General features: G+C 67.3%; 22 protein-coding genes. 10 read left to right on the plus strand and 12 right to left on the minus strand.

The window, feature by feature from the left end:
• Positions 1-52 precede the first annotated feature (52 nt).
• Together G4D83_RS34730 and G4D83_RS34735 are read left to right on the plus strand one after the other, a co-directional pair.
• Positions 53-1,642: a hypothetical protein gene (locus G4D83_RS34730; RefSeq protein WP_163869178.1), complete on the plus strand. Its 1,590-nt coding sequence runs from the start codon at positions 53-55 to the stop codon at positions 1,640-1,642.
• Positions 1,639-2,670, plus strand: coding sequence for a DNA adenine methylase (locus G4D83_RS34735; protein WP_163869179.1), 1,032 nt, complete (start codon positions 1,639-1,641; stop codon positions 2,668-2,670). Before G4D83_RS34730 ends, G4D83_RS34735 begins: the two co-directional genes overlap by 4 nt.
• Positions 2,671-2,682: 12 nt before the next feature.
• Here G4D83_RS34735 and G4D83_RS34740 read toward each other — a convergent pair whose 3' ends face one another.
• The 3 genes from G4D83_RS34740 to G4D83_RS34750 form a co-directional block, all read right to left on the minus strand.
• Complete coding sequence (locus tag G4D83_RS34740; protein WP_163869180.1) at positions 2,683-3,366, minus strand: MotA/TolQ/ExbB proton channel family protein; 684 nt, start codon at positions 3,364-3,366, stop codon at positions 2,683-2,685.
• A gap of 217 nt (positions 3,367-3,583) precedes the next feature.
• The gene (locus G4D83_RS34745) at positions 3,584-4,126 is read right to left on the minus strand and encodes a DsbA family protein (RefSeq protein ID WP_163869181.1); all 543 of its coding nucleotides are present in this window, start codon (positions 4,124-4,126) and stop codon (positions 3,584-3,586) included.
• Entirely contained in the window at positions 4,123-4,662 is a 540-nt protein-coding gene (locus G4D83_RS34750) for a redoxin domain-containing protein (protein ID WP_163869182.1), read from the minus strand. Before G4D83_RS34750 ends, G4D83_RS34745 begins: the two co-directional genes overlap by 4 nt.
• A 165-nt stretch (positions 4,663-4,827) precedes the next feature.
• Between G4D83_RS34750 and G4D83_RS34755 the strand changes: the two genes are divergently transcribed.
• Positions 4,828-5,760 carry an RluA family pseudouridine synthase gene (locus G4D83_RS34755; protein ID WP_163869183.1) on the plus strand — a complete coding sequence of 311 codons (933 nt, stop codon included), beginning with the start codon at positions 4,828-4,830 and terminating at the stop codon, positions 5,758-5,760.
• Here G4D83_RS34755 and G4D83_RS34760 read toward each other — a convergent pair.
• From G4D83_RS34760 to G4D83_RS34770, 3 genes are all read right to left on the minus strand, one after another.
• Positions 5,742-6,494, minus strand: a complete 753-nt coding sequence (locus G4D83_RS34760; protein WP_163869184.1) for a class I SAM-dependent methyltransferase — start codon at positions 6,492-6,494, stop codon at positions 5,742-5,744. The genes G4D83_RS34755 and G4D83_RS34760 overlap by 19 nt on opposite strands.
• A gap of 175 nt (positions 6,495-6,669) precedes the next feature.
• Complete coding sequence (locus tag G4D83_RS34765; protein ID WP_163869185.1) at positions 6,670-7,419, minus strand: hypothetical protein; 750 nt, start codon at positions 7,417-7,419, stop codon at positions 6,670-6,672.
• A 318-nt stretch (positions 7,420-7,737) separates the two neighbouring features.
• Positions 7,738-8,250 (minus strand): hypothetical protein, encoded by a 513-nt coding sequence (locus tag G4D83_RS34770; RefSeq protein WP_163869186.1) that lies wholly within the window; start codon positions 8,248-8,250, stop codon positions 7,738-7,740.
• Positions 8,251-8,324: 74 nt separating this feature from the next.
• On the opposite strand from G4D83_RS34770, the gene G4D83_RS34775 reads away from it, so the two are divergent.
• From G4D83_RS34775 to G4D83_RS34795, 5 genes are all read left to right on the plus strand, one after another.
• Positions 8,325-8,543 (plus strand): SDR family oxidoreductase, encoded by a 219-nt coding sequence (locus tag G4D83_RS34775; RefSeq protein WP_176434694.1) that lies wholly within the window; start codon positions 8,325-8,327, stop codon positions 8,541-8,543.
• Positions 8,544-8,614: 71 nt separating this feature from the next.
• The gene (locus tag G4D83_RS34780; protein ID WP_163869187.1) at positions 8,615-8,998 is read left to right on the plus strand and encodes a hypothetical protein; all 384 of its coding nucleotides are present in this window, start codon (positions 8,615-8,617) and stop codon (positions 8,996-8,998) included.
• A 241-nt stretch (positions 8,999-9,239) separates the two neighbouring features.
• Positions 9,240-9,986: a class I SAM-dependent methyltransferase gene (locus G4D83_RS34785; protein ID WP_163869188.1), complete on the plus strand. Its 747-nt coding sequence runs from the start codon at positions 9,240-9,242 to the stop codon at positions 9,984-9,986.
• Between the two features lie 11 nt (positions 9,987-9,997).
• Positions 9,998-10,552: a pyridoxamine 5'-phosphate oxidase family protein gene (locus G4D83_RS34790; protein WP_163869189.1), complete on the plus strand. Its 555-nt coding sequence runs from the start codon at positions 9,998-10,000 to the stop codon at positions 10,550-10,552.
• A 112-nt stretch (positions 10,553-10,664) separates the two neighbouring features.
• Positions 10,665-11,312, plus strand: coding sequence for a hypothetical protein (locus G4D83_RS34795; protein ID WP_163869190.1), 648 nt, complete (start codon positions 10,665-10,667; stop codon positions 11,310-11,312).
• A gap of 37 nt (positions 11,313-11,349) precedes the next feature.
• Here the strand turns inward: G4D83_RS34795 and G4D83_RS34800 are convergent, their stop codons facing one another.
• From G4D83_RS34800 to G4D83_RS34825, 6 genes are all read right to left on the minus strand, one after another.
• Complete coding sequence (locus tag G4D83_RS34800; RefSeq protein ID WP_163869191.1) at positions 11,350-11,547, minus strand: hypothetical protein; 198 nt, start codon at positions 11,545-11,547, stop codon at positions 11,350-11,352.
• Between the two features lie 218 nt (positions 11,548-11,765).
• A complete protein-coding gene (locus tag G4D83_RS34805) occupies positions 11,766-13,844 on the minus strand; it encodes a sodium-translocating pyrophosphatase (RefSeq protein WP_163869192.1) in 2,079 nt (692 codons plus the stop codon).
• Positions 13,845-14,369: 525 nt separating this feature from the next.
• The gene (locus G4D83_RS34810; RefSeq protein ID WP_163869193.1) at positions 14,370-15,005 is read right to left on the minus strand and encodes a TetR/AcrR family transcriptional regulator; all 636 of its coding nucleotides are present in this window, start codon (positions 15,003-15,005) and stop codon (positions 14,370-14,372) included.
• Positions 15,002-15,319: a DMT family transporter gene (locus G4D83_RS34815; RefSeq protein WP_163869194.1), complete on the minus strand. Its 318-nt coding sequence runs from the start codon at positions 15,317-15,319 to the stop codon at positions 15,002-15,004. Before G4D83_RS34815 ends, G4D83_RS34810 begins: the two co-directional genes overlap by 4 nt.
• Before the next feature lie 22 nt (positions 15,320-15,341).
• A complete protein-coding gene (locus G4D83_RS34820; protein WP_176434692.1) occupies positions 15,342-16,082 on the minus strand; it encodes a 3-oxoacyl-ACP reductase family protein in 741 nt (246 codons plus the stop codon).
• A gap of 133 nt (positions 16,083-16,215) precedes the next feature.
• Complete coding sequence (locus G4D83_RS34825) at positions 16,216-18,471, minus strand: S41 family peptidase (RefSeq protein ID WP_163869196.1); 2,256 nt, start codon at positions 18,469-18,471, stop codon at positions 16,216-16,218.
• Between the two features lie 253 nt (positions 18,472-18,724).
• Between G4D83_RS34825 and G4D83_RS34830 the strand changes: the two genes are divergently transcribed.
• Both G4D83_RS34830 and G4D83_RS34835 read left to right on the plus strand, forming a co-directional pair.
• Positions 18,725-19,810, plus strand: a complete 1,086-nt coding sequence (locus G4D83_RS34830; protein WP_240356965.1) for an SGNH/GDSL hydrolase family protein — start codon at positions 18,725-18,727, stop codon at positions 19,808-19,810.
• Between the two features lie 47 nt (positions 19,811-19,857).
• Positions 19,858-20,355: a hypothetical protein gene (locus tag G4D83_RS34835; protein ID WP_163869198.1), complete on the plus strand. Its 498-nt coding sequence runs from the start codon at positions 19,858-19,860 to the stop codon at positions 20,353-20,355.
• The last annotated feature ends 142 nt before the right edge of the window (positions 20,356-20,497 follow it).

Genomic DNA, 20,497 nt, shown 5'->3' on the forward strand with positions numbered 1-20,497 from the left:
CAATCGAGCGTTCCAGCCCTCCTGTTGGACCTTGAGGGAAGAGAGCCCGTCGATGCGTCGAGCCCTGGTCGGTCTCGCTGTGTTCCTTGTCGGTTGTGCGACAACCGCCCGGCCCCCGGAGGACGCGGTGGCGCAGGCACCGGCTCCACCTCCCGCGTCCCCCGCACCGGAGGCACCCCGCTACGAGCACATCTTCATGTTGCCCGTGGAGAAGGCCCTGGCCGAGGCCACGAAGCTCATGACGGAGAAGGGCTGGGTGCTCAAGCCGCTCGAGGACCCGAAGTATCTGCTGACCGAGTGGCGGACCGCGCAGATGGGCAACAGCTCCTGGGGCTGGCAGAGCGACGGTGACGCCACGCGATATCTGGTGGCCGGCGAGCTGCTCTCCGAGCGCGCCTCCGTCATCCGCATCTTCCGCATGAAGCGCGTGTCCTTCGGCAACGACGTCGAAATCAAGCCCGAGGCCTCGGGGGAATTGAACTCGCGCTTCATGTTGATGGAGCGCTTCGAGCAGAGCTTCGTGAGGCGAGGCGCCCCCGTGGAGCTGGCCCAGCGCGAGCGGGACAACGCGCCTTGGATGGAGATGGACGGCGCCGTCCAGGGCACCCGTGACTTGGAGTTGGAGCAGGCCCTCACCCTGCGCCTGGAGTCACGCCCCTCGCTGGAGACGCTCACCGGCTCGCTGCGCCTCACGCGCGATGACTCCTTCGCCAGGGACCCGACCTTCTATCTCAAGCGCTGGAAGCAGGAGGTGCAGGAGCCCTGCGAACGGAAGGTCCAGGGCTTCCAGGCGATGCTGAAGCCGGGGCTGACGTTGCTCATCGGCGAGCAGCTCGGCACGCGTGAGATTCCCACCACCGTGGGAGACCTGGCGTGTGAGGCCGCGCGGACGGGACACGGCGTCACGCTGGCGCTCGCCATTCCGGAGAAGGAGCAGGAGCGCATCAACACCTATCTCTCCAGCGCCGGGAAGCCCGCGGACCAGGATGCGCTGCTGCAGGGAAACTTCTGGCGCAAGCTGCAGCAGGACGGCCGAGGCAGCCGCGCGGTGATGGACCTCATCGACCGGGCCCGCGCGCTGCGTGCCGCTGGCCGCGCTGTCTCCGTGGTGGCCATGGACACGGACATGAATCATGGGAAGGCACGCGATGCCCACATGGCTCGCAAGGTGTTGAACCCGCGCGCCTCGCGGCCGAAGGACGTGTTCCTGGTGCTCGCCGGCAATGCGCATACGCGCCTGGGTGACGCGGACTGGAGCGACGACTTCGTCCCCATGTCGAAGCACCTGCTCCAGAACACCCGGGACTTGAAGGTCCTGGAGGTGGGCTACGCGCAGGGCCGGCGGTGGGGCTGTGATTTGGAGCAGGATGGGGAGATGATTTGCGACGTCATGGGCCTCACCCCCGGTCCCCAGGTCGCGATTCCGGCCGGGACTCCGCCTGGAATCCGCATGCTCCCTTCACTGGACGACGAAGGGTTCCACGGGTTCCTGGACGTGGGCGTGCTGTCCGTCTCCCTGCCCGCCATCGCCCTGCGCGGGCACGAGCCGCCGGAGGCCACGGAGTCCGCGCCCGCCATCGCTCCAGCGAACCAGGTGCCCTCCACGGAGACGCCCAAACCGGTCCCGGTGGAGGGAGGTTGACCAGCATCGAGAACTTCCCGGCGACCCGATATCAGGGGAGCAAGTTCAAGGTCCTGGGCTGGCTCTGGGAGCAGCTCCGGCCGCTGGAGTTCGACTCCGTGGTCGACCTCTTCGGCGGCACGGGCTCGGTCTCCTATCTCTTCAAGGTGCACGGCAAGCAGGTCCACTACAACGACTGCCTCCGCTCCAATCACCTCATCGGCAAGGCGCTCATCGAGAACCCCTCGACGCGCCTGGCGCCCGAAGACGTGGTGTCACTCCTCGTTCGACGGAAGCGGACCTACGAGGACTTCATCGCGAGGACCTTCGGCGGCATCTACTACCCGGACGAGGAGAACCAGCTCCTCGACGTCGTGGCGCAGAACCTGGCGGAGCTGACGGAGGACTACCGGCAAGCGCTCGCGTACCACGCGGTGTTCCAGGCCTGCATCGCGAAGCGCCCGTACAACCTCTTCCACCGCGCCAACCTCTACATGCGCGAGGCGACCGTCGAGCGCTCCTTCGGCAACAAGGCGACATGGGACAGGCCCTTCGCGGACCACGTGGCGAAGCAAGCCGCTGTCGCGAGCGACGCCGTCTTCGACAACGGCCGGGCGAACCTCGCGACGTGTGCGGACGCGGCGCTCCTCGAAGGCAGGGCGGACCTGGCGTACCTCGACCCGCCCTATGTTTCAGCCAAGGGCGTCGGCGTGGACTATCTGGGCTTCTATCACTTCCTGGAGGGGCTGACGGAGTACAGGGATTGGCCGAAGCGGTTCGATGACCGCTACAAACACAAACCCTACCGTCGCGTGGAGACGCCGTGGACGCAGCCAGCGCGCATCGCCTCCGCCTTCGAGGCGGTGTTCGAGCGATGGAAGGACAGCATCCTCGTCGTGTCCTATCGCTCGGATGGCGTGCCTTCCATCGAGGAGCTGAAGCGACTGCTCCAGCGCCACAAGCGGCGCGTCACGGTGAGAGAGCGCGACTACCAGTACGCGCTCTCCACGAACCAGACGAGCCGCGAGGTGCTGCTCATCGCCGAGTAGGTCGCGCGTGCCTCACGCCACCACGGAGGCGCGTGCGCGCTTGAGGGCCCGAGCCGCCACGTCGAGGAACTCGTTGCTCGCCTCGGCGAGGTCCACCGCGCGGGCGTCCACCCAACCCTGCAAGGAGTTGTAGCCCATCACCGCGGGGATGGCGACGAGCAGCCCGAAGGCGGTGGTGACCAGCGCCTCGGAGATGCCCGCGGAGATGGTGCCCAGGCCGCTCGTCCCTGTCGCGCCCATCTGCTCGAACGAGGAGACGATGCCCATCGTCGTACCGAGCAGTCCGATGAAGGGAGCGGTGGAGGCCACGGTGGCCAGATGGCCCAGGCCGCGCTTGAGGCTCTGCACCTCGCGCTGCGCCTGACGCTCCAGGCTGCGTGCCACCGACTCCATGACCTCGTCGCGGCTGTCGTCCGAGGAGATGCGGTAGGCCGTCAGCCCCGCGCGGATGGTCCGGCCCAGGTAGCCCACGTCCGCGCCTGGCTTGCCCTGGGAGGCGGAGTCGAAGTCACCCTTCGCGAGCAGGGTGCCCATCTCCGAGGCGAACTTGCGGGAGTGTCGACGGGACGCACGAAAGACCAATGCGCGCTCGGCGACGATGATGAGGGACAGCACCGACATGACGCCCATCGCGATGACGATGAGCCTCGCGAAGAGGCCCATGTGGGCCCACAGACCTGGGAGGGTGAATTGCATGGCGATTGGGAGACGCGCCTCCTCGCGCGTGGGGCCACGAAGGCCCCGGGGGATGACAACGGGTGGGAGCACCCGACCGCCAAGGTACGCAGGCCCCCGCGCCCGACGGCGTGTCCGCCTCCATGAGACTGTCATTGTTCAGTCATGGGAAGCGAGAGGACTCGAGCCTCCGGAACCCTGGCCTGCGGCGAGGACTCCGGGGGCTCCGGTTCATGGCTCAGGAGTAGTCGGGCACTCCGACATCACCGCCCTGGAGAACGGAGAGGAGCGCGGGTGCGCTGAAGTCACCCAGGTAGCCCCGGCCGTTGATGAAGAAGCCCGGGGTGCCGCTGACTCCGCTGCGCACGCCACCCATGAAGTCCCGGCGGATGCGTTCGAGGAAGCGGTGCTCGGAGAGGTCCCTGGCGAAGCGCCCCATGTCGAGGTCCAACGTCCGCGCGTAGGCCAGCAGGGACTCGGCGTCGAGCGCCTCCTGATTCTCGTAGAGCAGGCGGTGCATCTCCCAGAACCTGCCTTGGGCGTCCGCGGCCTCGGCGGCCTCGGCGGCCTGCATCGCGAAGGGATGCGCCTCGGTGAGGGGGAAGTGACGGAAGACGTAGCGCAGTTGGTCGCCCATCGCGGCCAGCACCTTGTTCACCTCCCAGTAGGCCGCTCCGCAGTAGGGGCACTCGAAGTCGCCGTACTCCACGAACGTCAGTCGTGCCGTTGGCGGGCCGATGAGGTGGTCCTGGGAACCCACGGGAATGCGCAGCCTGCTCATGGACTCGCCTCCTGCTGGGACTGTCCTCCGGCCGCCTCGGAGCTGAACGTTCCGGTGAGGCGCTCCAGCGCATCCAGCACTCCGTCCGCGCCGGGGTTGACCTCCATGGGCGAGACGTAGCTCCAGAAAATCTTCCCTTCGGGGTCGATGACGAAGAGGGCACGCTCGCAGACGCCGTCGTCTTCCCGGTAGACGTGGTAGGCGCGCGACAGCGCTCCCTTGGGATGGAAGTCCGAGGCCAGCATCATGTGGAGCCCGCGCTCACGAGCGAAGGCCTGGTGGCACCACACGCCGTCGCAGGAGACGCCCACCACCTTCGCGCCCAGGCGCTCGAACTCCGGCAGCAGCTCGTTGAAGAGCGACAGCTCGTCGCTGCAGACGGGGCTCCAGTCGGCTGGGTAGAACACCAGCACCAGCGGAGCGCCGCGGAACTGCTCGAGAGAGAGCCTCTGGTCCGGAGACACCGGAGCGTCGATGGGTGGCGCGGGCGTGCCGGGGGGCAAGGGCGCGTCGGGCTGCTTGACGGAACGAGCCATGGAATCCTCCTCCAATGAACCTGGGACTCAGGCTCGTGAAAGGCACCATGGACTGGGATTCGGGCCTACGAGCGACGCATCGCCCGGCGATGGCGAAACCGACAGGGCTCCGTGTGAGCCCAGCCACGCCTCCCGTCGTGCGCCCGTGAGGTGTAGGGTGCGCGGGTGTTGCTCAACGATGGCTATGTGTACCGCGAGAAGCTCGGGAGCCGACCGGGCAGCAGCGCGCTCGCCCACATGACGGACAAGTATCGCCACTCCTCGGAGGAGGAATGGCGAGCGCGCTTCGCTCGGGGCGAGGTGCGACTCGATGACCTCGTCGCCGATGGCTCGGAGCCGCTGAAGCCCGGGCAGTTGCTGTGCTGGCACCGCCCACCGTGGGAGGAGGCGGATACGCCTCAGTCCTTCGACCTCGTGTTCGAGGACGCGGAGCTGGTCGTCGTGGTGAAGCCAAGCGGCCTGCCGACCCTGCCCTCGGGAGGCTTCCTCAAGAACACCCTGCTCTCCTTCGTCCAGGCACGCTGGCCCGAGGCCGTCCCCATGCATCGCCTGGGACGCGCGACGTCGGGCCTGGTGCTCTTCACCCGCACCCGCGACGCCGCCGCGCGCCTGGCGAGCGACTGGCGCGAGGGCCGCGTCCACAAGCGTTACCGCGCGCTATCCCAGGGACTCGCCGCCCAGGATGAATACGACATCCGCGCGCCCATCGGACTGGTACCCCATCCGTTGCTGGGCGAGGTGCATGGCGCCAGTGCGCGCGGAAAGCCCTCACACAGCACAGCCCGGGTGCTGGAGCGACGCGCCGAGCACACCCTCTTCGAGGTGGACATCCACACGGGGCGCTCCGAGCAGATTCGCATCCACCTGGCCTTCATCGGCCACCCACTCGTGGGAGACCCGCTCTTCGCAGTGGGAGGCCTGCCTCTGGCCGAGAACCCCGGCCTGCCCGGAGACGGCGGGTACCTGCTGCACGCGGAGTCGCTCGCCTTCCAGCACCCTCGCTCGGGCGAGCACCTCCAGCTTCGCGCCCCGCTCCCGCCCGAACTCCGCGGCCAGGACTCGCGTGCGGCCAGTCCGCGTCAGGCGCCGGTGGTCTGACCCAACTCCAGGTCCGAGAGCCGCCACAGGCCCATGTGGCGGCCCTTGTGCGGGTCCTCCACCAGATGCAGGGGCTCCGGGAAGTTGAACGGCGCCAGCCTCAGATTCACGGGCCTCCACATGCCGGTGACGATGTCCTCGTTCTGGCTCAGTCCCACGTGGGTCGTCGCGAGCAGGTGCTCGGTGCCGCTGCGTCGGAGGTTCGTCAGCGCCCGGAAGATGTTCCGGTACGACAGGTGGATGAACAAATCCCTCACCATGACCACGTCCACCTTCGGCAGGTCATCCTGGATGAGGTCTCGGACCATGAACTGGCGGCGCTCGTTGCCATGCTGCTGCTGATTGAGCGCGATGAGGTCCGGGACGATGTCCGCGCCGATGTACTGGTCCAGGTCCAGCTCCACGTGCTTCATCCAGTTGAAGTCGCCACAGGGAACGTCCAGCATCGTCCGCGCACGCGCCTTGCGGAGCACCTCGGGCAGCTCCCGGCGGATGGACTCCGTCGCCTTCAGCGTCGAGCCCGGCCCCGAACGCGACTCCGAGTCCAGCCAGAAGTTGTGGTGGTAGATGCGCGAGAACCAGAACCGCCGATACTTCTGCTCCAGCGCGCCGAGCTGAGGAACATGCTCGTTGAGCCGCGCCTTCGCCGTCGACACGGCCTCGTTCACATACGACTTCATCGCGGACCACACCACGGCGCGCTGAGGGTTCTTGGGCGAGGAAGAGGAGTCCATGGCGAGGGGGGCCTTTCGGTGACGCGGCGAGCGGCATCGGATGTCTGGGTCGCGAGTCGGGCGACACACAGTACACCGGATTCCACACTCCGTGTCACATCGAGCCTGGCTCCTGGGAGCGAAACAACCCGGGGACAGGCGGGTACAAGACCTGCCCCCGGTGATGACCGACCGCTCAGTCCTGGACCCAGCGGAACGTCACGCGGTCTCCGCCGGTGAGCATCGACGAGAGGTTGGAGAGCTCGTACACGTCGGTATGGGTGCCGAAGATGCCCTTCGACTTGCTGAAGACAAACTTGGTCCCCGAAGCCAGCATGACGCTCGACCACTCCGAGTTGGTGTCGCAGTTGGAGGTCGACGGCGACGGCCAGTTGCACCAGCTGCTGCCAGACTCGTTCCAGACCTTCCAGGGCTGGCCGCTGCTGATGAGCGTCACCTGCTTCCACCGGCTGATGCCCGACGCGGACTGGAGGCGGAACTCGACGACGTCCGAGGCCGCGACGCTGTGGTCGATGGTCACGTCGATGAGGTCACCATCCGGCAACTCGACACGCTCGGTGAACGGGAAGAGCGCCTTGTCGCAGGTGAAGCAGGTGTGCGTGAAGTCCCCAGGAGACGTGCAGCCGCTGGTCGCGTACTCCCCGGAGTACAAGCCGTCGGACGCGCAGAACGAACACGTGTGGGCGTAGACGGTGGTCGCACACGAATAGCGATAGACGACCTCCGTCGCCGAGAAGTCCGACCAGGAGATGGCCGTCGCGGCCATGGCGGAGACATTCCCACCGGACTCCTCCTGCGAGGGCTCGGGCCGGGTGGCCTCCGTCGGGGCTCCAGGAGCTTGTCCATCGTCCAGGGGGCCGCATCCAGCACCCCCTACGAGGCCAAGGCCCAGCACGGTCGAGACAAGCCATTTCCGCATCTGCATGGTGAGTTTTCTCTCGGGTGACGCCCAAGGCGGGCGCGACGCATCGGGCTGCGCAAGCGACGAAGGTTCACGTTGAAAGACACGGCAGCCGCCAGGCTCCCGCCACCACCAGTACGTCGGTCGTGGCGAGAACCTCGGTCCGCAAGGGATACGTACTTCCACGGAATGCTGGCTGCGGGCGGTGACGCTTTTCCGGAATGAGCAGCGAAATCGGCTCCCACCCACGCGGCTCTTGACAGCACGACCCGGGTCTCCTCCTGGGTCGTGCCAGCCATTCCCCCCACACCGTCAGGCGAGCCAGGCGCGGGGACGCTCGCGTCAGGGCGCCGGGACACCGACGACGGTGCCGCTCGTCAGGATGGCGCCGCCGGACTTCGCCGTGCGGATGCTGAACACATACGAGCTGTTCGCCTGAATCCACGGGGCATTCTCGCAGTGCTGCCCGGCGTTGCTCTCCTTCGTGAAGAGCTGCTCGGGCGCGCCATTCGCGCTGACCTTGATCCACACCGGATACCGGAGCCCCGAGGTCCTCCAGCAGATGCGCGACGTCGCCAGCCCGCCCGCTGGCACGCTGACCGTCTGGGGCGTCCCCCAGACCGCGGCCGTGGCCGGAGTGGGCGAGCAGGACACCGCGTTGGGACAATTGCCGAAACACGCGGTGCTGCAGGCAAAGCCCGTCTGGGTGTAGCCAGGCGGGCACAGGGGCCCGCAGGAGATGAGCTCGGACTCCGCTGTCTCCAGTGGGGGCTCGGCATCATCGACAGTGCCGCTCCCGCAGGCAGAGAGGAGCGCTGCCAGGAAGCTCGCGACAAGGAGGCGTCTGTTTTTCATGGGTGGGTCCTCATGCTGTTCGTGTCCGGCAAGGACATCGAATGCCGTGCGGTAGGGTGAGGGGCCCCGCGTTTGTGAATCAGCCCGCACCGGGCCTCACCCGTGACACCGCCATCGACTGGGGCGTGCCCGCCACCCAGGTGGGCGTGTTCCTCGACACGCTCGCGAGCCACGTCCCCATGAAGCGCCCGGGTGTCCCTCGCGACATGGCCGACGCCGCGTACTTCCTGGCGACGTGCGCCTACGCCACCGGCATGGTGCTCGACATCGACGGTGGCTGGACGGCCGTCTGAGCGCGGGCCCCGACTCCGGCACACCGGGTCCGGCGTGCCCCGTTCGACGGGGGCATGGTAGACAGAGGGGCATGGACGCGACGCTCGCTCCTTCGTGCCCCCTGCATCCCGAGCGCCCTGCTGATGGAATCTGCAGCCGCTGTGGCACCTTCCTGTGCGAGGGGTGCCGCAAGTGGCAGGTGCAGCGGATGCTCTGCCTGCGCTGTCACAAGGTGGCGTTGGGAGAGAAGCCCTCCCCGCGCGCGACGATGGCGCTCTTCTTCGCCACCGCGGGCTTCCTCGGGTTCGCTCCAGGGCTCGTGGGACTCGTGCTGGGCTACCAGGAGCTGGCGGCCATCCGCGCGGGCACCGCGCCCGGCTCCGGCGAGGGCTGGGCCCTGCTCGCGCGCAACCTGGGCTGGTTCCACCTGACGATGCTGCTCATCATCGTCGCCGGGTGGATGGCCCGGAGCTGAGCCGCTACCCGAGCGGGCGAAAAACCATACACATCCAACCAGGGTCACGCACTGGATTTCCCTGACCCGACCCCGCACCGATTTGAGTTTGATTTCCACTGCGGGCAACTCATCGCCCCAACCTCTTCGACAAGCACCGTCAGACGCATCCTGATTCCTCGCGGCCGATTGACGCAAAGCCCATGCGTCCGCATGATGCGAATGTCATCAACAGTCTTCTCATCCAAATGGAGACACGGCCATGGCAGCCTCTTCCTCCGAGAGTCAGTTCGACGATCTGGGTGCTGCCTACGAGAGCGCCGACGAGTGGCCATTTCGTGAAGAGATTGAATTCCCGAGCGTGCTGCATGCCCTGGGGAATCTCACGCGATGCAGCGTGCTCGACTATGGATGTGGAAGCGGGCTGTACGCTCGACTGCTGAAGTCCCGAGGAGCCGCTCGCGTGGTGGGTTACGACCAGGCCACGGGCATGCTGAGACATGCGCGAAAGCTCGAGGAGGAAAGACCTCAAGGCATCGAATACACCTCCGAGCTGTCGGCGTCCCTGCGAGACCCATTCGACCTCGTCGTGGGGGTCTATGTCCTGCCCTATGCCACGACTCGCACGGCGTTGGAGGCGATGTGCAAGGAGATGGCGTCCGTGCTGCGCCCCGGGGGGAGATTGATGACGCCCTGCCTGAATCCGGATTACGACCCCAGCGTCGGCTACTACAGGCCCTATGGCTTCTGCCTCGTGGCGGACGAACCGCATGTCGATGGAGCGCCGGTTCGATTGGACCTCTTCCACTCCTCCGCCGAAGCCAGCGTCACGGCCTGCTACTGGTCCAGGGCATCCATGGAGCGAGCGCTGGAAGCGGCGGGGTTCACCTCCGTGAAGTGGAAAGCGGTCTGGCCTCCGAGCTTCTCCCGAATCGAAGAGGCCCCCCCGTGGATGGAAGCCTATCTGCGCAAGCCCCACGCCATCCTGCTGGATTGCCAGTTGGGCTGAAGGAGAAACGAATGACGACGCAATCTCATGCGCTCCTGCAGCGGCTCGAGCTGCTCCTGAAGACCGCTCGCTTCGTCACGCTCGCGACCGCCTCGGCGGAGGGCAGGGCCTGGGCGTCGACCGTCAACTATGTGCCTCACATCGACACCCGGGTTCGCCTCCTCTGGTATTCGATGCGTGAGGCGCGGCACTCGCGCAACATCGAGGAGAACGCGGCGCTTTCCGGGTCCCTCTTCCGGACGGACCTCCAAGAGACCTCGCCAGTCGGGCTGGATGGCCTGCAATTCAGCGGCACCTGCCATGCGGTGGATGAGTTCGAACTGGAGAAGTGGCGCGGCCACTTCTACCAGTGGAACTTCCCGGATGAGTCCGTGAGGAGCCAATGGATGCTTCCCTCCACGGAGTTCCTGGGCCAGGGGCCTCGCAGGTTCTATTCCCTGACCATCGAGGAGTGGTGGCTGCTCGATATCGATGGCTGGCTGAAGGACAAGCGGGACAAACGAATCGATTTGCCCCCGCCGGGCCGGGTCGCGGAGCTCGCGGCACACGGCGAATTCGCGGTCTGATTCGCGGGATGGGGAGAAGGACGACCCTCTCCGCCGCCCCTTTTGCATCGCCCCACATGCACGGCTAGCCTCCGCCTCACGACCCGATTCGGGTCAGCGGTGGGGGATTCACATGGGTTCGAAGAAGCTGGCGCTGGAGGCCGGAGGGCCGCAGCGCCTGGAACTGTCCTGGGGACTGTTCTGGAAGAAGTTCACCGTCACCCTCGACGGCAAGGTGGTGGGGACCACGGATGGCGGTTCGTCCGAGCTCAAGAAGGGCGTGGACTTCAGGCTCCCTGACGGGAGCACCCTGAGCGTCCAAATCCAGTCGGGAGTGCTCCAGGTGGACCTGGCGGTGAAGCGGGATGGAGTCCCCCTGCCCGGCTCCAGCACGGACCCCGAGCAGCGAATCAAGTCCGCCGCGTACATGCTCTACTTCCTGGCGGGCCTCAACACCCTGGTGGGCGTCATCGCCATGGCGATTCCCAACGAGGCGCTGGAAGCACTGGGCATGGGGATCGGCTCCGTCCTCTTCGGCGCCGTGACGGCGGTGCTCGGCTTCTTCACCTATCGCGGCACCCGCGTGGCCCCCATCCTCGCCATCGTCCTGTATGTCGGCGACACGCTCATCACGCTGATGGACACCGTCGCCCAGGGCGGCAAGCCCCAGGTCTTCGGCTTCATCATCCGCGTCTACATCGTCGTCACGCTCGTCAAGGCGGTGCAGGCCGTGAACGAGCTGCGACGCCAGGGTGAAGCGGGAGCGCAGCTCCAGCCCTGACGCCCGCCCCCCCGAGGCAGGCGCGGGCCGCTCCCCGTCAGAGGGCGGGCTGCTCGCCCTGCTTCAGGACATCCACCTGACGCTGGAGCGCCTGCAGTTCGTGGAGCTTCCCCCGCAGCTCGTCGCGAAGCTCGCGCATGTCTGTGTGGAGGACTTCGTCGTGCAGCTCCTCGATGCTCTCAGCCAGACAGGCATGGAGGAGGCGAATCTGCTGCTGGGAGAGCTCCAGGACCATGGGACACCTCTCTGACAGCGGAAGACAGCGGGTGCGAACGCGCGCGCGTCTGCTGCTTCCAATGCCTGACGCCCAGGCGGTCGCGGAACACCGTGAAGCCTATCACGGGCTCGCGCGCCGCTCCCGGCGCCCTATCCGACATGTCTTGGAAAGGTGTTGGCTGTCCTACATACGCACGCGGCGCCTCGGGTCAGGAGGCGCCGCGTCATCGACGCTGACTAGCGGAGCGCGATGAGGGAGGCCACGAGCAGGGAGACGACGCTCATGACCTTGATGAGGATGGCAACGCCAGGGCCCGAGGTGTCCTTGAACGGGTCGCCCACCATGTCGCCGACGACGGCGGCCTTGTGGACGTGCGAGCCCTTCGCGTGGCCCGGCAACTTGCCCTTCTCGATGTACTTCTTGGCGTTGTCCCAGGCACCGCCCGCGTTGGCCATGTAGAGGGCCATGGTGGCGCCGACGACGAGCGCACCGGCCAGGAGGCCCGCCAGGGCGCTGGGCCCCAGCACGTAGCCCACCAGGGGCGGGGCGACGACGGCGACGAGGCCCGGGAAGATCATCTCGCGCAGCGCGCTCTTGGTCGCGATGTCGACGATCTTCTTGGGGTCGGGGTCCGCCTTGAGCTCCATCAGCCCGGGAATCTCGCGGAACTGACGGCCAATCTCCTCGACGATGGCGCCCGCCGCGCGACCGACGGCGAGCATGGTGGAGGCGCCCACCATGAACGGCAGGATGGAGCCGAGCAGCAGGCCCACGATGACCTTCGGGTCGGTCAGCAGCAGGCTCATCTCCGGCAGACCGGCCGCGACGCGCGTGTGATTGACCTCCAGGTTGAACGCCGAGAAGAGCGCGATGACGGTGAGCGTCGCCGAGCCGATGGCGAAGCCCTTGCCGATGGCCGCCGTGGTGTTGCCCACCGCGTCCAGTTCGTCGGTGATGGCGCGGACCTCGGGGCCCAGGCCGGACATCTCGGAGATGCCACCGGCGTTGTCGGAGATGGGGCCGTAGGCGTCCACCGTCATCACGACGGCGGTGCCACCCAGCATGCCCACCGCGGACAGCGCGATGCCGTACAGGCCGAGCGCCTGGTCAGCGATGTAGGCCACCAGCGCGATGGTGGCCATGGAGATGCCCACGCTCTCCATGCCGACGGCGAGGCCGCGGATGAGGTTGGTGCCGGCGCCAGTGATTGACGCCTCGGCGATGCGCTGCACCGGCGTGGAGGACGTGTAGTAGTCCGTGACGAGGCCGATGATGGCGCCACCGAAGGCGCCCGCGGCCAGGGCCACGGTGATGGACTGGGAGAGGCCGAACACGTTCATCATCACGTACGACAGGCCCACCAGGATGACGGGGGGCAGGATGAGCGCGCTGCGCAGCACCTGCGCGGGGTTCATCTTCTTGAGGGCGCGCGCGATGAAGATGCTCAGCACGCTGACGACGAGACCCACCGCGGACAGCACCAGCGGGAGCACCACGCCGGCCACCTTCGCGCCACCCGTGGCCGAGGAGTCCACCACGAGGCGGGAGAGCTCCGTGGCGTTGGCCGTCAGGGCAATCGCCATGGCGGCGACGATGGCGGCCACCATGGACTCGTAGATGTCGGCGCCCATGCCGGCCACGTCGCCCACGTTGTCGCCCACGTTGTCGGCGATGACGCCGGGGTTGCGCGGGTCGTCCTCGGGGATGTTCTCGATGACCTTGCCGGCGATGTCGGAGCCGACGTCCGCGGCCTTGGTATAGATGCCGCCGCCCACGCGCGCGAAGAGCGCGATGGAGCTGGCGCCCACGGCGAACGAGTGGAGGATGGGCGACAGCTGCGCGTGGCCCCTGAAGAAGTAGTAGACGCCGCCCATGCCAATCAGGCCCAGGCCGGCGACGGCGAGCCCCATGACCGCGCCGCCATCCAGCGCGACCAGCAGCGCATTCGGCTTCGAGCCGGTGCGCGCGGCCTGCGCGGTGCGCACGTTCGCGAACGTCGCGGCCTTCATTCCGATGTAGCCGGCGAGCAGCGACAAGAACGCGCCCACCACGAAGCTCGCGCTCGCGAGGCCCCCGAGCGCCCAGCCGATGAACACCGCGATGACCGCGCAGTACACCGCGAGCACCTTGTACTCACGCACGAGGAACGCCATCGCGCCTTCGCGGATGTATCCCGCGATGCGGTTCATCGTCGCGTCGCCGTCGGGGAGTGCCTTGACCCGGAAGTAGAAGTACGCAGAGAAGAGCAGTCCCACGGCGCCGATGACACCCGGTGCGATTGCCCAGAAATTCGACTCGAGACTCGACAACTCCATCCAATCCTCCAGAGCAGTCCCCGGGGCTCAAATCCCCCCTCTGGGGCGCTCGCGTGCAGCGCACGTTGCGAGCAGGCCCTATACGGGATTTCCACCGAACCTGGGAGCCTTCTGGGAGCGATCAGCAGAGAGGACGGCCCACCGAGGGAATGGGCCGACGCGGAGACACGGAGGGGGGCTCACGGCGCCCGCCTTCTCGTCTCCACTCGGGACGTATTCACTCGGAGTGGTTCCCGGTGCCCCTCCGCGAGTCACGACCGCCGCTGTTTACAGGTGTTTCATCCCAGGCCCCGGACCGCCAGCCCGCACTGTGAGCAAAAATCCAGGTCTATGTTTCACCGGGAGGGAGGCATGTCGACTTCGACACCCCACCGGGTCAGCTGGCTCAGGGGTGGGTGGAGCGCTCGCCACCCTCGCCGCCGCACCTCAATCAGTTTATCTCGAATTCTTATACTTCCGGGTGTATCAGCCGCCTCCCTCGGAGAATCGAGTCCACCGCCGCGAGCGGGGGCGCCGGCTCGCGGCTCACCGGGCGGTGGCGGGCCACGCGAGCATCGCGGCATCGATGATGGCGTTCAGCTTCGCGACGGACGCGCCATCGCGGGCCTGGATGGAGAGGCCCTCGAGCACCGTGGTGTAGAACGCGGCGAGTTGCTCCACGGGGGCGGACCTGGGGAGTTCTCCGAGGGCGACTCCCCGCTGGAGCCGGCGCTTCAGCGCGCGCTCACCGCTCAGCCGGTTCTCCGCGAGGAAGGTCCGGACCGCCGCGTTCTCCGGCGCGCCCAGGAGCGACGCCAGAACAATCATGCACCCGCGTGGCTTGTCGGCGGCGGTATAGGCCCGCGCGTTGGCGCGCAGCATGTCCTCCACCGCCGCGCGCGCGGAGGTCGCATCCTCCAGGCCGCGGGTGACGTGGAGGCCTTCGGTCCTGTCATAGAGTTCCACGGCCTCGCGGAAGAGTTCCTCCTTGCAGCCGAAGATGGAATAGAGGCTGGGCTTGTTGACGCCCATCGCCTCGACGAGGTCCTGGATGGACGTGCCCTCGTAGCCGCGGGCCCAGAAGACGCGCATGGCCTCGACGAGCGCCTCGTCGCGGTCGAACCCTCGGGGCCGTCCCATCACAGTGGCGGGCTGCTTCTGCTTCGCCTTCTTCGTCGTCATCCGTCGATTGCCCTCAGGCCCGCGACGCCGATGCCAATCAACGCCAGGCAGACGATGCGCGCCACCGAGACCTGCTCGCCGAGGAATAACATGCCGGAGACGGCGACACCGGCCGCGCCGATGCCGACCCAGACCGCGTAGGCCGTTCCGACCGGCAGGTGTTTCAGCGCGAGCCCCAGCAGCACGAGGCTGGCCAGGGCGATGCTGATTCCCAGCACGCTCGGCCAGAATCGCGTCAGCCCCTCGGCCCGCTTGAGCGCGAGCGCCCAGGCGATTTCGAGGGCGCCGGCCACCACCAACAGAAGCCACGCCATGACCACCTCCGACGGACGCGAGTCACGCGGTGAAGCCACCGTCGACCGCGATGGAAGCCCCGGTGATGAAGCGCCCGCCCGGGCCGGCCAGATGTCCCACGGTGGCGGCGATGTCCTCGGGGAGGGCGAAGTGTTTGACCGCCATGAGCGCCAGCTCGCCCGAAACGTGGGGGCCATCCGCCGGATTCATGTCCGTGTCGGTCGAACCGGGGTCGACCACATTCACGGTGATGCCTCGCTCGCCCACCTCCCGCGCCAGGCCCTTCGTCAGGCCCACGAGCGCGGACTTGCTCATCGCGTAGAGAGTGACTCCGCCATAGGGCACGCGCTGCGCGAAGCATGAGCCGATGGAGATGATGCGGCCACCGTGCGGCATGTGGGCGAGCGCGGCCTGGGTGGCGACGAACACGCCCCGGACGTGGACCGCCAGGGTCCGGTCCACCTCCTCGAGTGAGACGTCCTCGAACGGCCCGGACGGGAAGATGCCGGCGTTGTTGACCAGGATGTCCAGGCGCCCCAGCTCCGACGCCGCGCGCTCCACGCCTCGCCGGACGGCGTGAGCGTCTCCGCTGTCCGCCTGGATGGCCACGCCGCGTCGGCCCAGCGCCGTGAGCTCCTCCACCAATGCCGCCGCCTTCTCCCCGGAGTTGGCATAGGTGAAGGCGACGTCAGCGCCACCCCTCGCCAGATGTCGGACGATGGCCGCGCCGATTCCCCGCGTGCCGCCCGTCACCAACGCCGCCTTGCCGCTGAAGTCCGTCATGCCCACCTCGACTTATGAACCGGTCGTTTAAAATATCTAGAGTCCGGGGTCTCCCCCGTCAAGACTATTTAACCGACCAGTTCATAAGTCCGAGCGCGGTGGCCTTCGGGCGCGGATGGGTTCTGCCGTTGACTCAGCGATTCGAGGCCGCGGTTTTTTGCGCGGGCTCCTTGCTCAGGAGTTGGACGGCGCGCTCCAGCAGCTCGTCGCGGCCCGCCTGGAGCCCCGCCACCGTCGGCCGCAACATCACGTGGGGCTCCAGCCCCTTGCGCTGCAGTTGCCGACCATCCCCGTGACGCACCTGCTGGCCGGTGAAATAGAAGGTGACGCCGCCGGGCAGCACCGCCTGGGTGACATCGCCGTTGGTGCCCGCGGTGGCGCTGCCCACGAAGACGGTGTCCGCCGCGGCCTCCAGCATCAGCCCGGTGTGCTCGGACTGGCTGATGGCTCGCGAATCAATCAACGTCACCGTGCGGCCCCGATACTTGGGAGTGCCCTTCTCCGCCAGCGCGTCGACGGACTTCACCCAGCCGACGTGCCGCGGGCCGCCCACATAGGGGCGCTCATACACGGCATAGGGGCGTGAGCCCTTCACGTCGAAGTAGGGCCCGAGCGCCCACAGCGTGCCGCGCGGATAGTCACGCAGGTCGAACACGATGCCGCGAGTGTCCTTGAGCGCCTCGAACATCTGGGGCACCTGCTCGACTTCCAGCGTCCCCAGGTCCACGAAGCCGATGTTCCCCTCCATCACCCGGTAGGACGCCCCCGTCGGAGGAGGCAGCTTCGCCCGGGGCGTGCGGATGAGCTTCGCCTCCTTGCGCCCCTGGGCACCTCGCACGCCCAGGACGGCGGTGGAGCCCTCCTCGCCCCCGAGCGCGAGCAGCAGCGTCATGTCCCTGTGGTAGCCCGGCAGTGAGGCCGCCACGTAGGGCGCGAAACGGCGCGCCCGTGCGTCGATGGGCTCCCCGTCGACCTTCTCGATGATGTCGCCTGGAGCGAGCCCCTGAGCGGAGGCCGCATCGCGCACCTTCACCACCACCGCCTTGCCGTCGAGGTCCGTCACCCAGACCGGCGGGATGACGCCGTAGAACCGCTGAAGCTCCGGGTGGCCTCGCACTCGCGTATGGGCGTCCTGGAGCCAGGTGGTCGCCTCGGCCAACGCGAGCACGTACGCCGTCGCGTCCTTCGCCGCGTCCAGCTTCTCGAGCAGCACCGGCAAGCGGGACTCCCAGGGCCGGTCCATCAGTTCCGGGTAGGCGAAGAAGAAGCGCACCACCGTCCACAGCTTGGCCCCGGCCAGCAGCCGCAGCTCACGGGAAGGATAGAGCGAGTCCTGGTAGCTCGGCTCCGGGCGCCAGGCGGCCGTGGGCCGTGAGAGCGCTGCCAGGGCCTTCGGCTTGGGAGGGCGTGAGGCCAGCAGGAGCGCCTGTCGCATCCCTTCATCCGGGCCCTCCAGACGCGCACGCACGGGGCGACTCACGTCCGGCTCCAGGGGCAGCACCGGCTCGTCCAGGCTCAAGAGGACGCGGTATCCCTCGCCCAGCGGCAAGGAGTCCTGGGTGTTCATCGCGCCGTCATCGAGCGGGCCTTCGGCCACCAGGAGCGCCTTGCCGCGAGCGCGCAGGGCCAGGATGGACAGGTCGATGGCGGAGTCCCCGTCGACCAGGAAGACGAGCAGCGCGGGCTTCTTGCCCGGGGTGCCCGTGACGACCTCCGCCGTGGGCACCTTGAACTCGGAGCGGTAGAAGCTCTGCATGTCATCCTGTGGCCGCAGGCCATCGTGGCGAAGCGCGCGCAAGCCAGGAACGCTCAGCTCGCCGTCGATGAAGTGGGGCAACAGCCGCGCCACCATCCACGAGACGCCGTAGCGCTGGAGGCCGCGCATGCGCAGGTCCAACACCACCGCGCGAGCCTTCGCCGCGTCCGCGTCCAGCGTCCCCTCCAGCTCCTGCAACGACGCATACCCCTGGGGCCCCAGGAGGTTGCGAAGGTCGAGCACGAGGACGTCCTTCTCCCAGCTCTTGAGCGCGCGAAGCGTGGGGGGCTTGCTGGAGACGGTGGGCGGAGTCTCAGGCTCCACCCGCGTGGCCCCGTCTCCCAGGGTCGCGAGCATGCCCTGGACCGCGGCGGCATAGGACTCCGCGTCCCGCGCCGCCTCCACCTTGGGCAGCGCGGAGAGGAAGGCGGCATCCCACTCGGCGGGAATGGAGAAGGCCCGGGGATGGCGGAACCGGACGTCACCCCAAACCTTCACCAGGCGCATCCGGCGCTCGGCGCGGAGCGCCTCCGGCGTGGAGGTCGTGGTGGAACCCTGGGCGTTGGCAGCCCCCGTGAGGAGCAGGGCTCCCAGGCACAGCAATGAGGCCCACCTCAGCGAACCACTCGTCATTCGTGCCCACCCCTTGTCACCGGAACCCACGAGGCTACCCCAGGTCCGTGAGGGGCTCCAAAGAGCTTCGAATGGCAGACACCCGGGCCATCCATCTTGAACGCCCGCCCGCGCGCCACGATGATTCTCGCCACCCATGTCCACGAGACTGAAATCCTCGCGCAGCCTCCCGCCCACTGTCCTCGCCCTGTGTCTGACAATGGCCGCGTGCGACCCGGCGGAGTTTCCCGACACACCGACATCGGTGAAGTGGGTGACCGTTCCGGCGTCCGACGACCGGGTGCAGTACATCGGACGGACGTACGACTCCGACAACGGCGTCATCTTCTCCCATCCCGGCGTCACGGTTCGCGCGAGCTTCTGGGGAGACGCCCTCCGGATGCGGCTCAACGACGCGGGCCTTGGCGGCGCGACGGGGACCAACTTCTTCGATGTCGTGATTGATGGGGCGGAGCCGAAGCTGCTGGAGGTGCGGCGCAGCCAGTCCTTCTATGAGCTCGCCACGGACCTCACCGAAGGACTGCACACGGTGGAGCTCATGAAGCGCACCGAGTCTTCGGTAGGCTACAGCGAGTTCGTGGCGCTCGAGGTCCACGGTGAGCCCAGGGAGCCCCCTGCCCGCCCGGAGCTCAAGATGGAGTTCATTGGAGACTCCATCACCTGTGGCTACGGCAACGATGTCACCGTCTTCCCCCGGCCGCCCCCATGGAGCGCGCCCACCTTCACGTCGAAGAACGAGAATCACAGACGGACCTATGGCTGGCTCACGGCCCAGCGCCTGGGGGCCGAGTCCGTCCACATCTGCTATTCGGGTCGAGGCATGTACCGCAACCTGGACGCCTCGCGGGTGGGACGGGTGCCGGACATCTACGAGCTCGCCGTCCCGGACCATCCGGTCGCCTGGGACTTCTCCGGCGAGTCACCCGATGTGATTGTCATCAACGCCGGCACCAATGACACCTTCGCGGGCTCGGGCACCGCCGAGTACCTTCCAGATGAGACGGCGTTCAAGGCGGCCTATCGGGCGTTCCTCGGGCGACTGAGGACGCTGCACCCTCGAGCACACATCATCTGCACGATGGGAACCATGACGGACGGCTACAAGGAAGCCGAGGGAATTGGCATGCCCGCGGTGGAGTCCGTGCATGTCGGCCACTGGCTCACCGAACTGGTGGCGGAGAGGAATCAGCAGGGTGATGCCCGCGTCTATCGCCATGTCATGGCCGTGCAGGACCCGGCCATCGACGGAGTCGGAGAGGATTGGCACCCCTCCGCGGGCACGCACGCGAAGATGGCGGAGGCACTGGGCCGGTTCATCGAGGACGTCGTGAGGCCCTGACGCGTCAGGTCCGGGCTGTGACATGGAATTCAGGGTAGGCTTGGAGAATGCGATCCGCACTCCTTGCCATCGTCTTGTTCGCCACGGCCTCCACGTCCTGTAGCGCCACCGCCGGGCGCTCCGACCCGCCCACGCCAGAGGACTTCTTCCGCCGCCCGGACCGGGTGCAAATCTTCATCGCGGACATGGTGGGGCCAGGGGAGCGGGATGAGACGACTCCTGGCAATGGCTACTTCGTCTACTCCAAGGAAGGTCCCGAGCTGAGCTCGAGGCAGCGCAGGGCCCTGGCGGATATCTGGAAATCCCCCAAGGACTTCGTGCCCTACCCGGAGAGGAAGTGTGGCTTCAACCCGGACATCGCCTTCCGCTTCTGGATTGGAAAGACGTTTGTGGACGCAGTGGCCTGTTTCAGTTGCCGGATGCTCATGTTCCGTGACGCCCAGGGCAACCCCCTCCCGGATGCCGGCTTCCTGGACGGATTCCCGGTCATGCAGGACCTCGCGAAGCAGTCGTTTCCCGAAGGCGGGTTCAGCGCGGGCTGGTGAAGGCAGGACTCGTGCGGGCTTCGCCTCAACCCGCACGGGCATCTGCTTGTGAATATCCTGCGGGCAGGACGTCTGTCATTCCAAAGACAAAGCCATCGTCCTTGTCGACAGTATTGCCGGTGAGTTGACACGTCGATGATGG

Origin of the sequence: Myxococcus eversor, assembly GCF_010894455.1 — a bacterium.
Taxonomy (GTDB): domain Bacteria; phylum Myxococcota; class Myxococcia; order Myxococcales; family Myxococcaceae; genus Myxococcus; species Myxococcus eversor.

Coding starts and splice junctions, on each gene's coding strand:
- G4D83_RS34815 (WP_163869194.1), bottom strand. CDS start 15,319: ATGGCGTGGCTTCTGTTGGTGGTGGCCGGCGCCCTCGAAATCGCCTGG.
- G4D83_RS34790 (WP_163869189.1), top strand. CDS start 9,998: ATGACGACGCAATCTCATGCGCTCCTGCAGCGGCTCGAGCTGCTCCTG.
- G4D83_RS34835 (WP_163869198.1), top strand. CDS start 19,858: ATGCGATCCGCACTCCTTGCCATCGTCTTGTTCGCCACGGCCTCCACG.
- G4D83_RS34785 (WP_163869188.1), top strand. CDS start 9,240: ATGGCAGCCTCTTCCTCCGAGAGTCAGTTCGACGATCTGGGTGCTGCC.
- G4D83_RS34805 (WP_163869192.1), bottom strand. CDS start 13,844: ATGGAGTTGTCGAGTCTCGAGTCGAATTTCTGGGCAATCGCACCGGGT.
- G4D83_RS34745 (WP_163869181.1), bottom strand. CDS start 4,126: ATGAGCAGGCTGCGCATTCCCGTGGGTTCCCAGGACCACCTCATCGGC.
- G4D83_RS34770 (WP_163869186.1), bottom strand. CDS start 8,250: ATGAAAAACAGACGCCTCCTTGTCGCGAGCTTCCTGGCAGCGCTCCTC.
- G4D83_RS34825 (WP_163869196.1), bottom strand. CDS start 18,471: ATGACGAGTGGTTCGCTGAGGTGGGCCTCATTGCTGTGCCTGGGAGCC.
- G4D83_RS34810 (WP_163869193.1), bottom strand. CDS start 15,005: ATGACGACGAAGAAGGCGAAGCAGAAGCAGCCCGCCACTGTGATGGGA.
- G4D83_RS34730 (WP_163869178.1), top strand. CDS start 53: ATGCGTCGAGCCCTGGTCGGTCTCGCTGTGTTCCTTGTCGGTTGTGCG.
- G4D83_RS34760 (WP_163869184.1), bottom strand. CDS start 6,494: ATGGACTCCTCTTCCTCGCCCAAGAACCCTCAGCGCGCCGTGGTGTGG.
- G4D83_RS34750 (WP_163869182.1), bottom strand. CDS start 4,662: ATGGCTCGTTCCGTCAAGCAGCCCGACGCGCCCTTGCCCCCCGGCACG.
- G4D83_RS34780 (WP_163869187.1), top strand. CDS start 8,615: ATGGACGCGACGCTCGCTCCTTCGTGCCCCCTGCATCCCGAGCGCCCT.
- G4D83_RS34795 (WP_163869190.1), top strand. CDS start 10,665: ATGGGTTCGAAGAAGCTGGCGCTGGAGGCCGGAGGGCCGCAGCGCCTG.
- G4D83_RS34800 (WP_163869191.1), bottom strand. CDS start 11,547: ATGGTCCTGGAGCTCTCCCAGCAGCAGATTCGCCTCCTCCATGCCTGT.
- G4D83_RS34765 (WP_163869185.1), bottom strand. CDS start 7,419: ATGCAGATGCGGAAATGGCTTGTCTCGACCGTGCTGGGCCTTGGCCTC.
- G4D83_RS34740 (WP_163869180.1), bottom strand. CDS start 3,366: ATGCAATTCACCCTCCCAGGTCTGTGGGCCCACATGGGCCTCTTCGCG.
- G4D83_RS34820 (WP_176434692.1), bottom strand. CDS start 16,082: ATGACGGACTTCAGCGGCAAGGCGGCGTTGGTGACGGGCGGCACGCGG.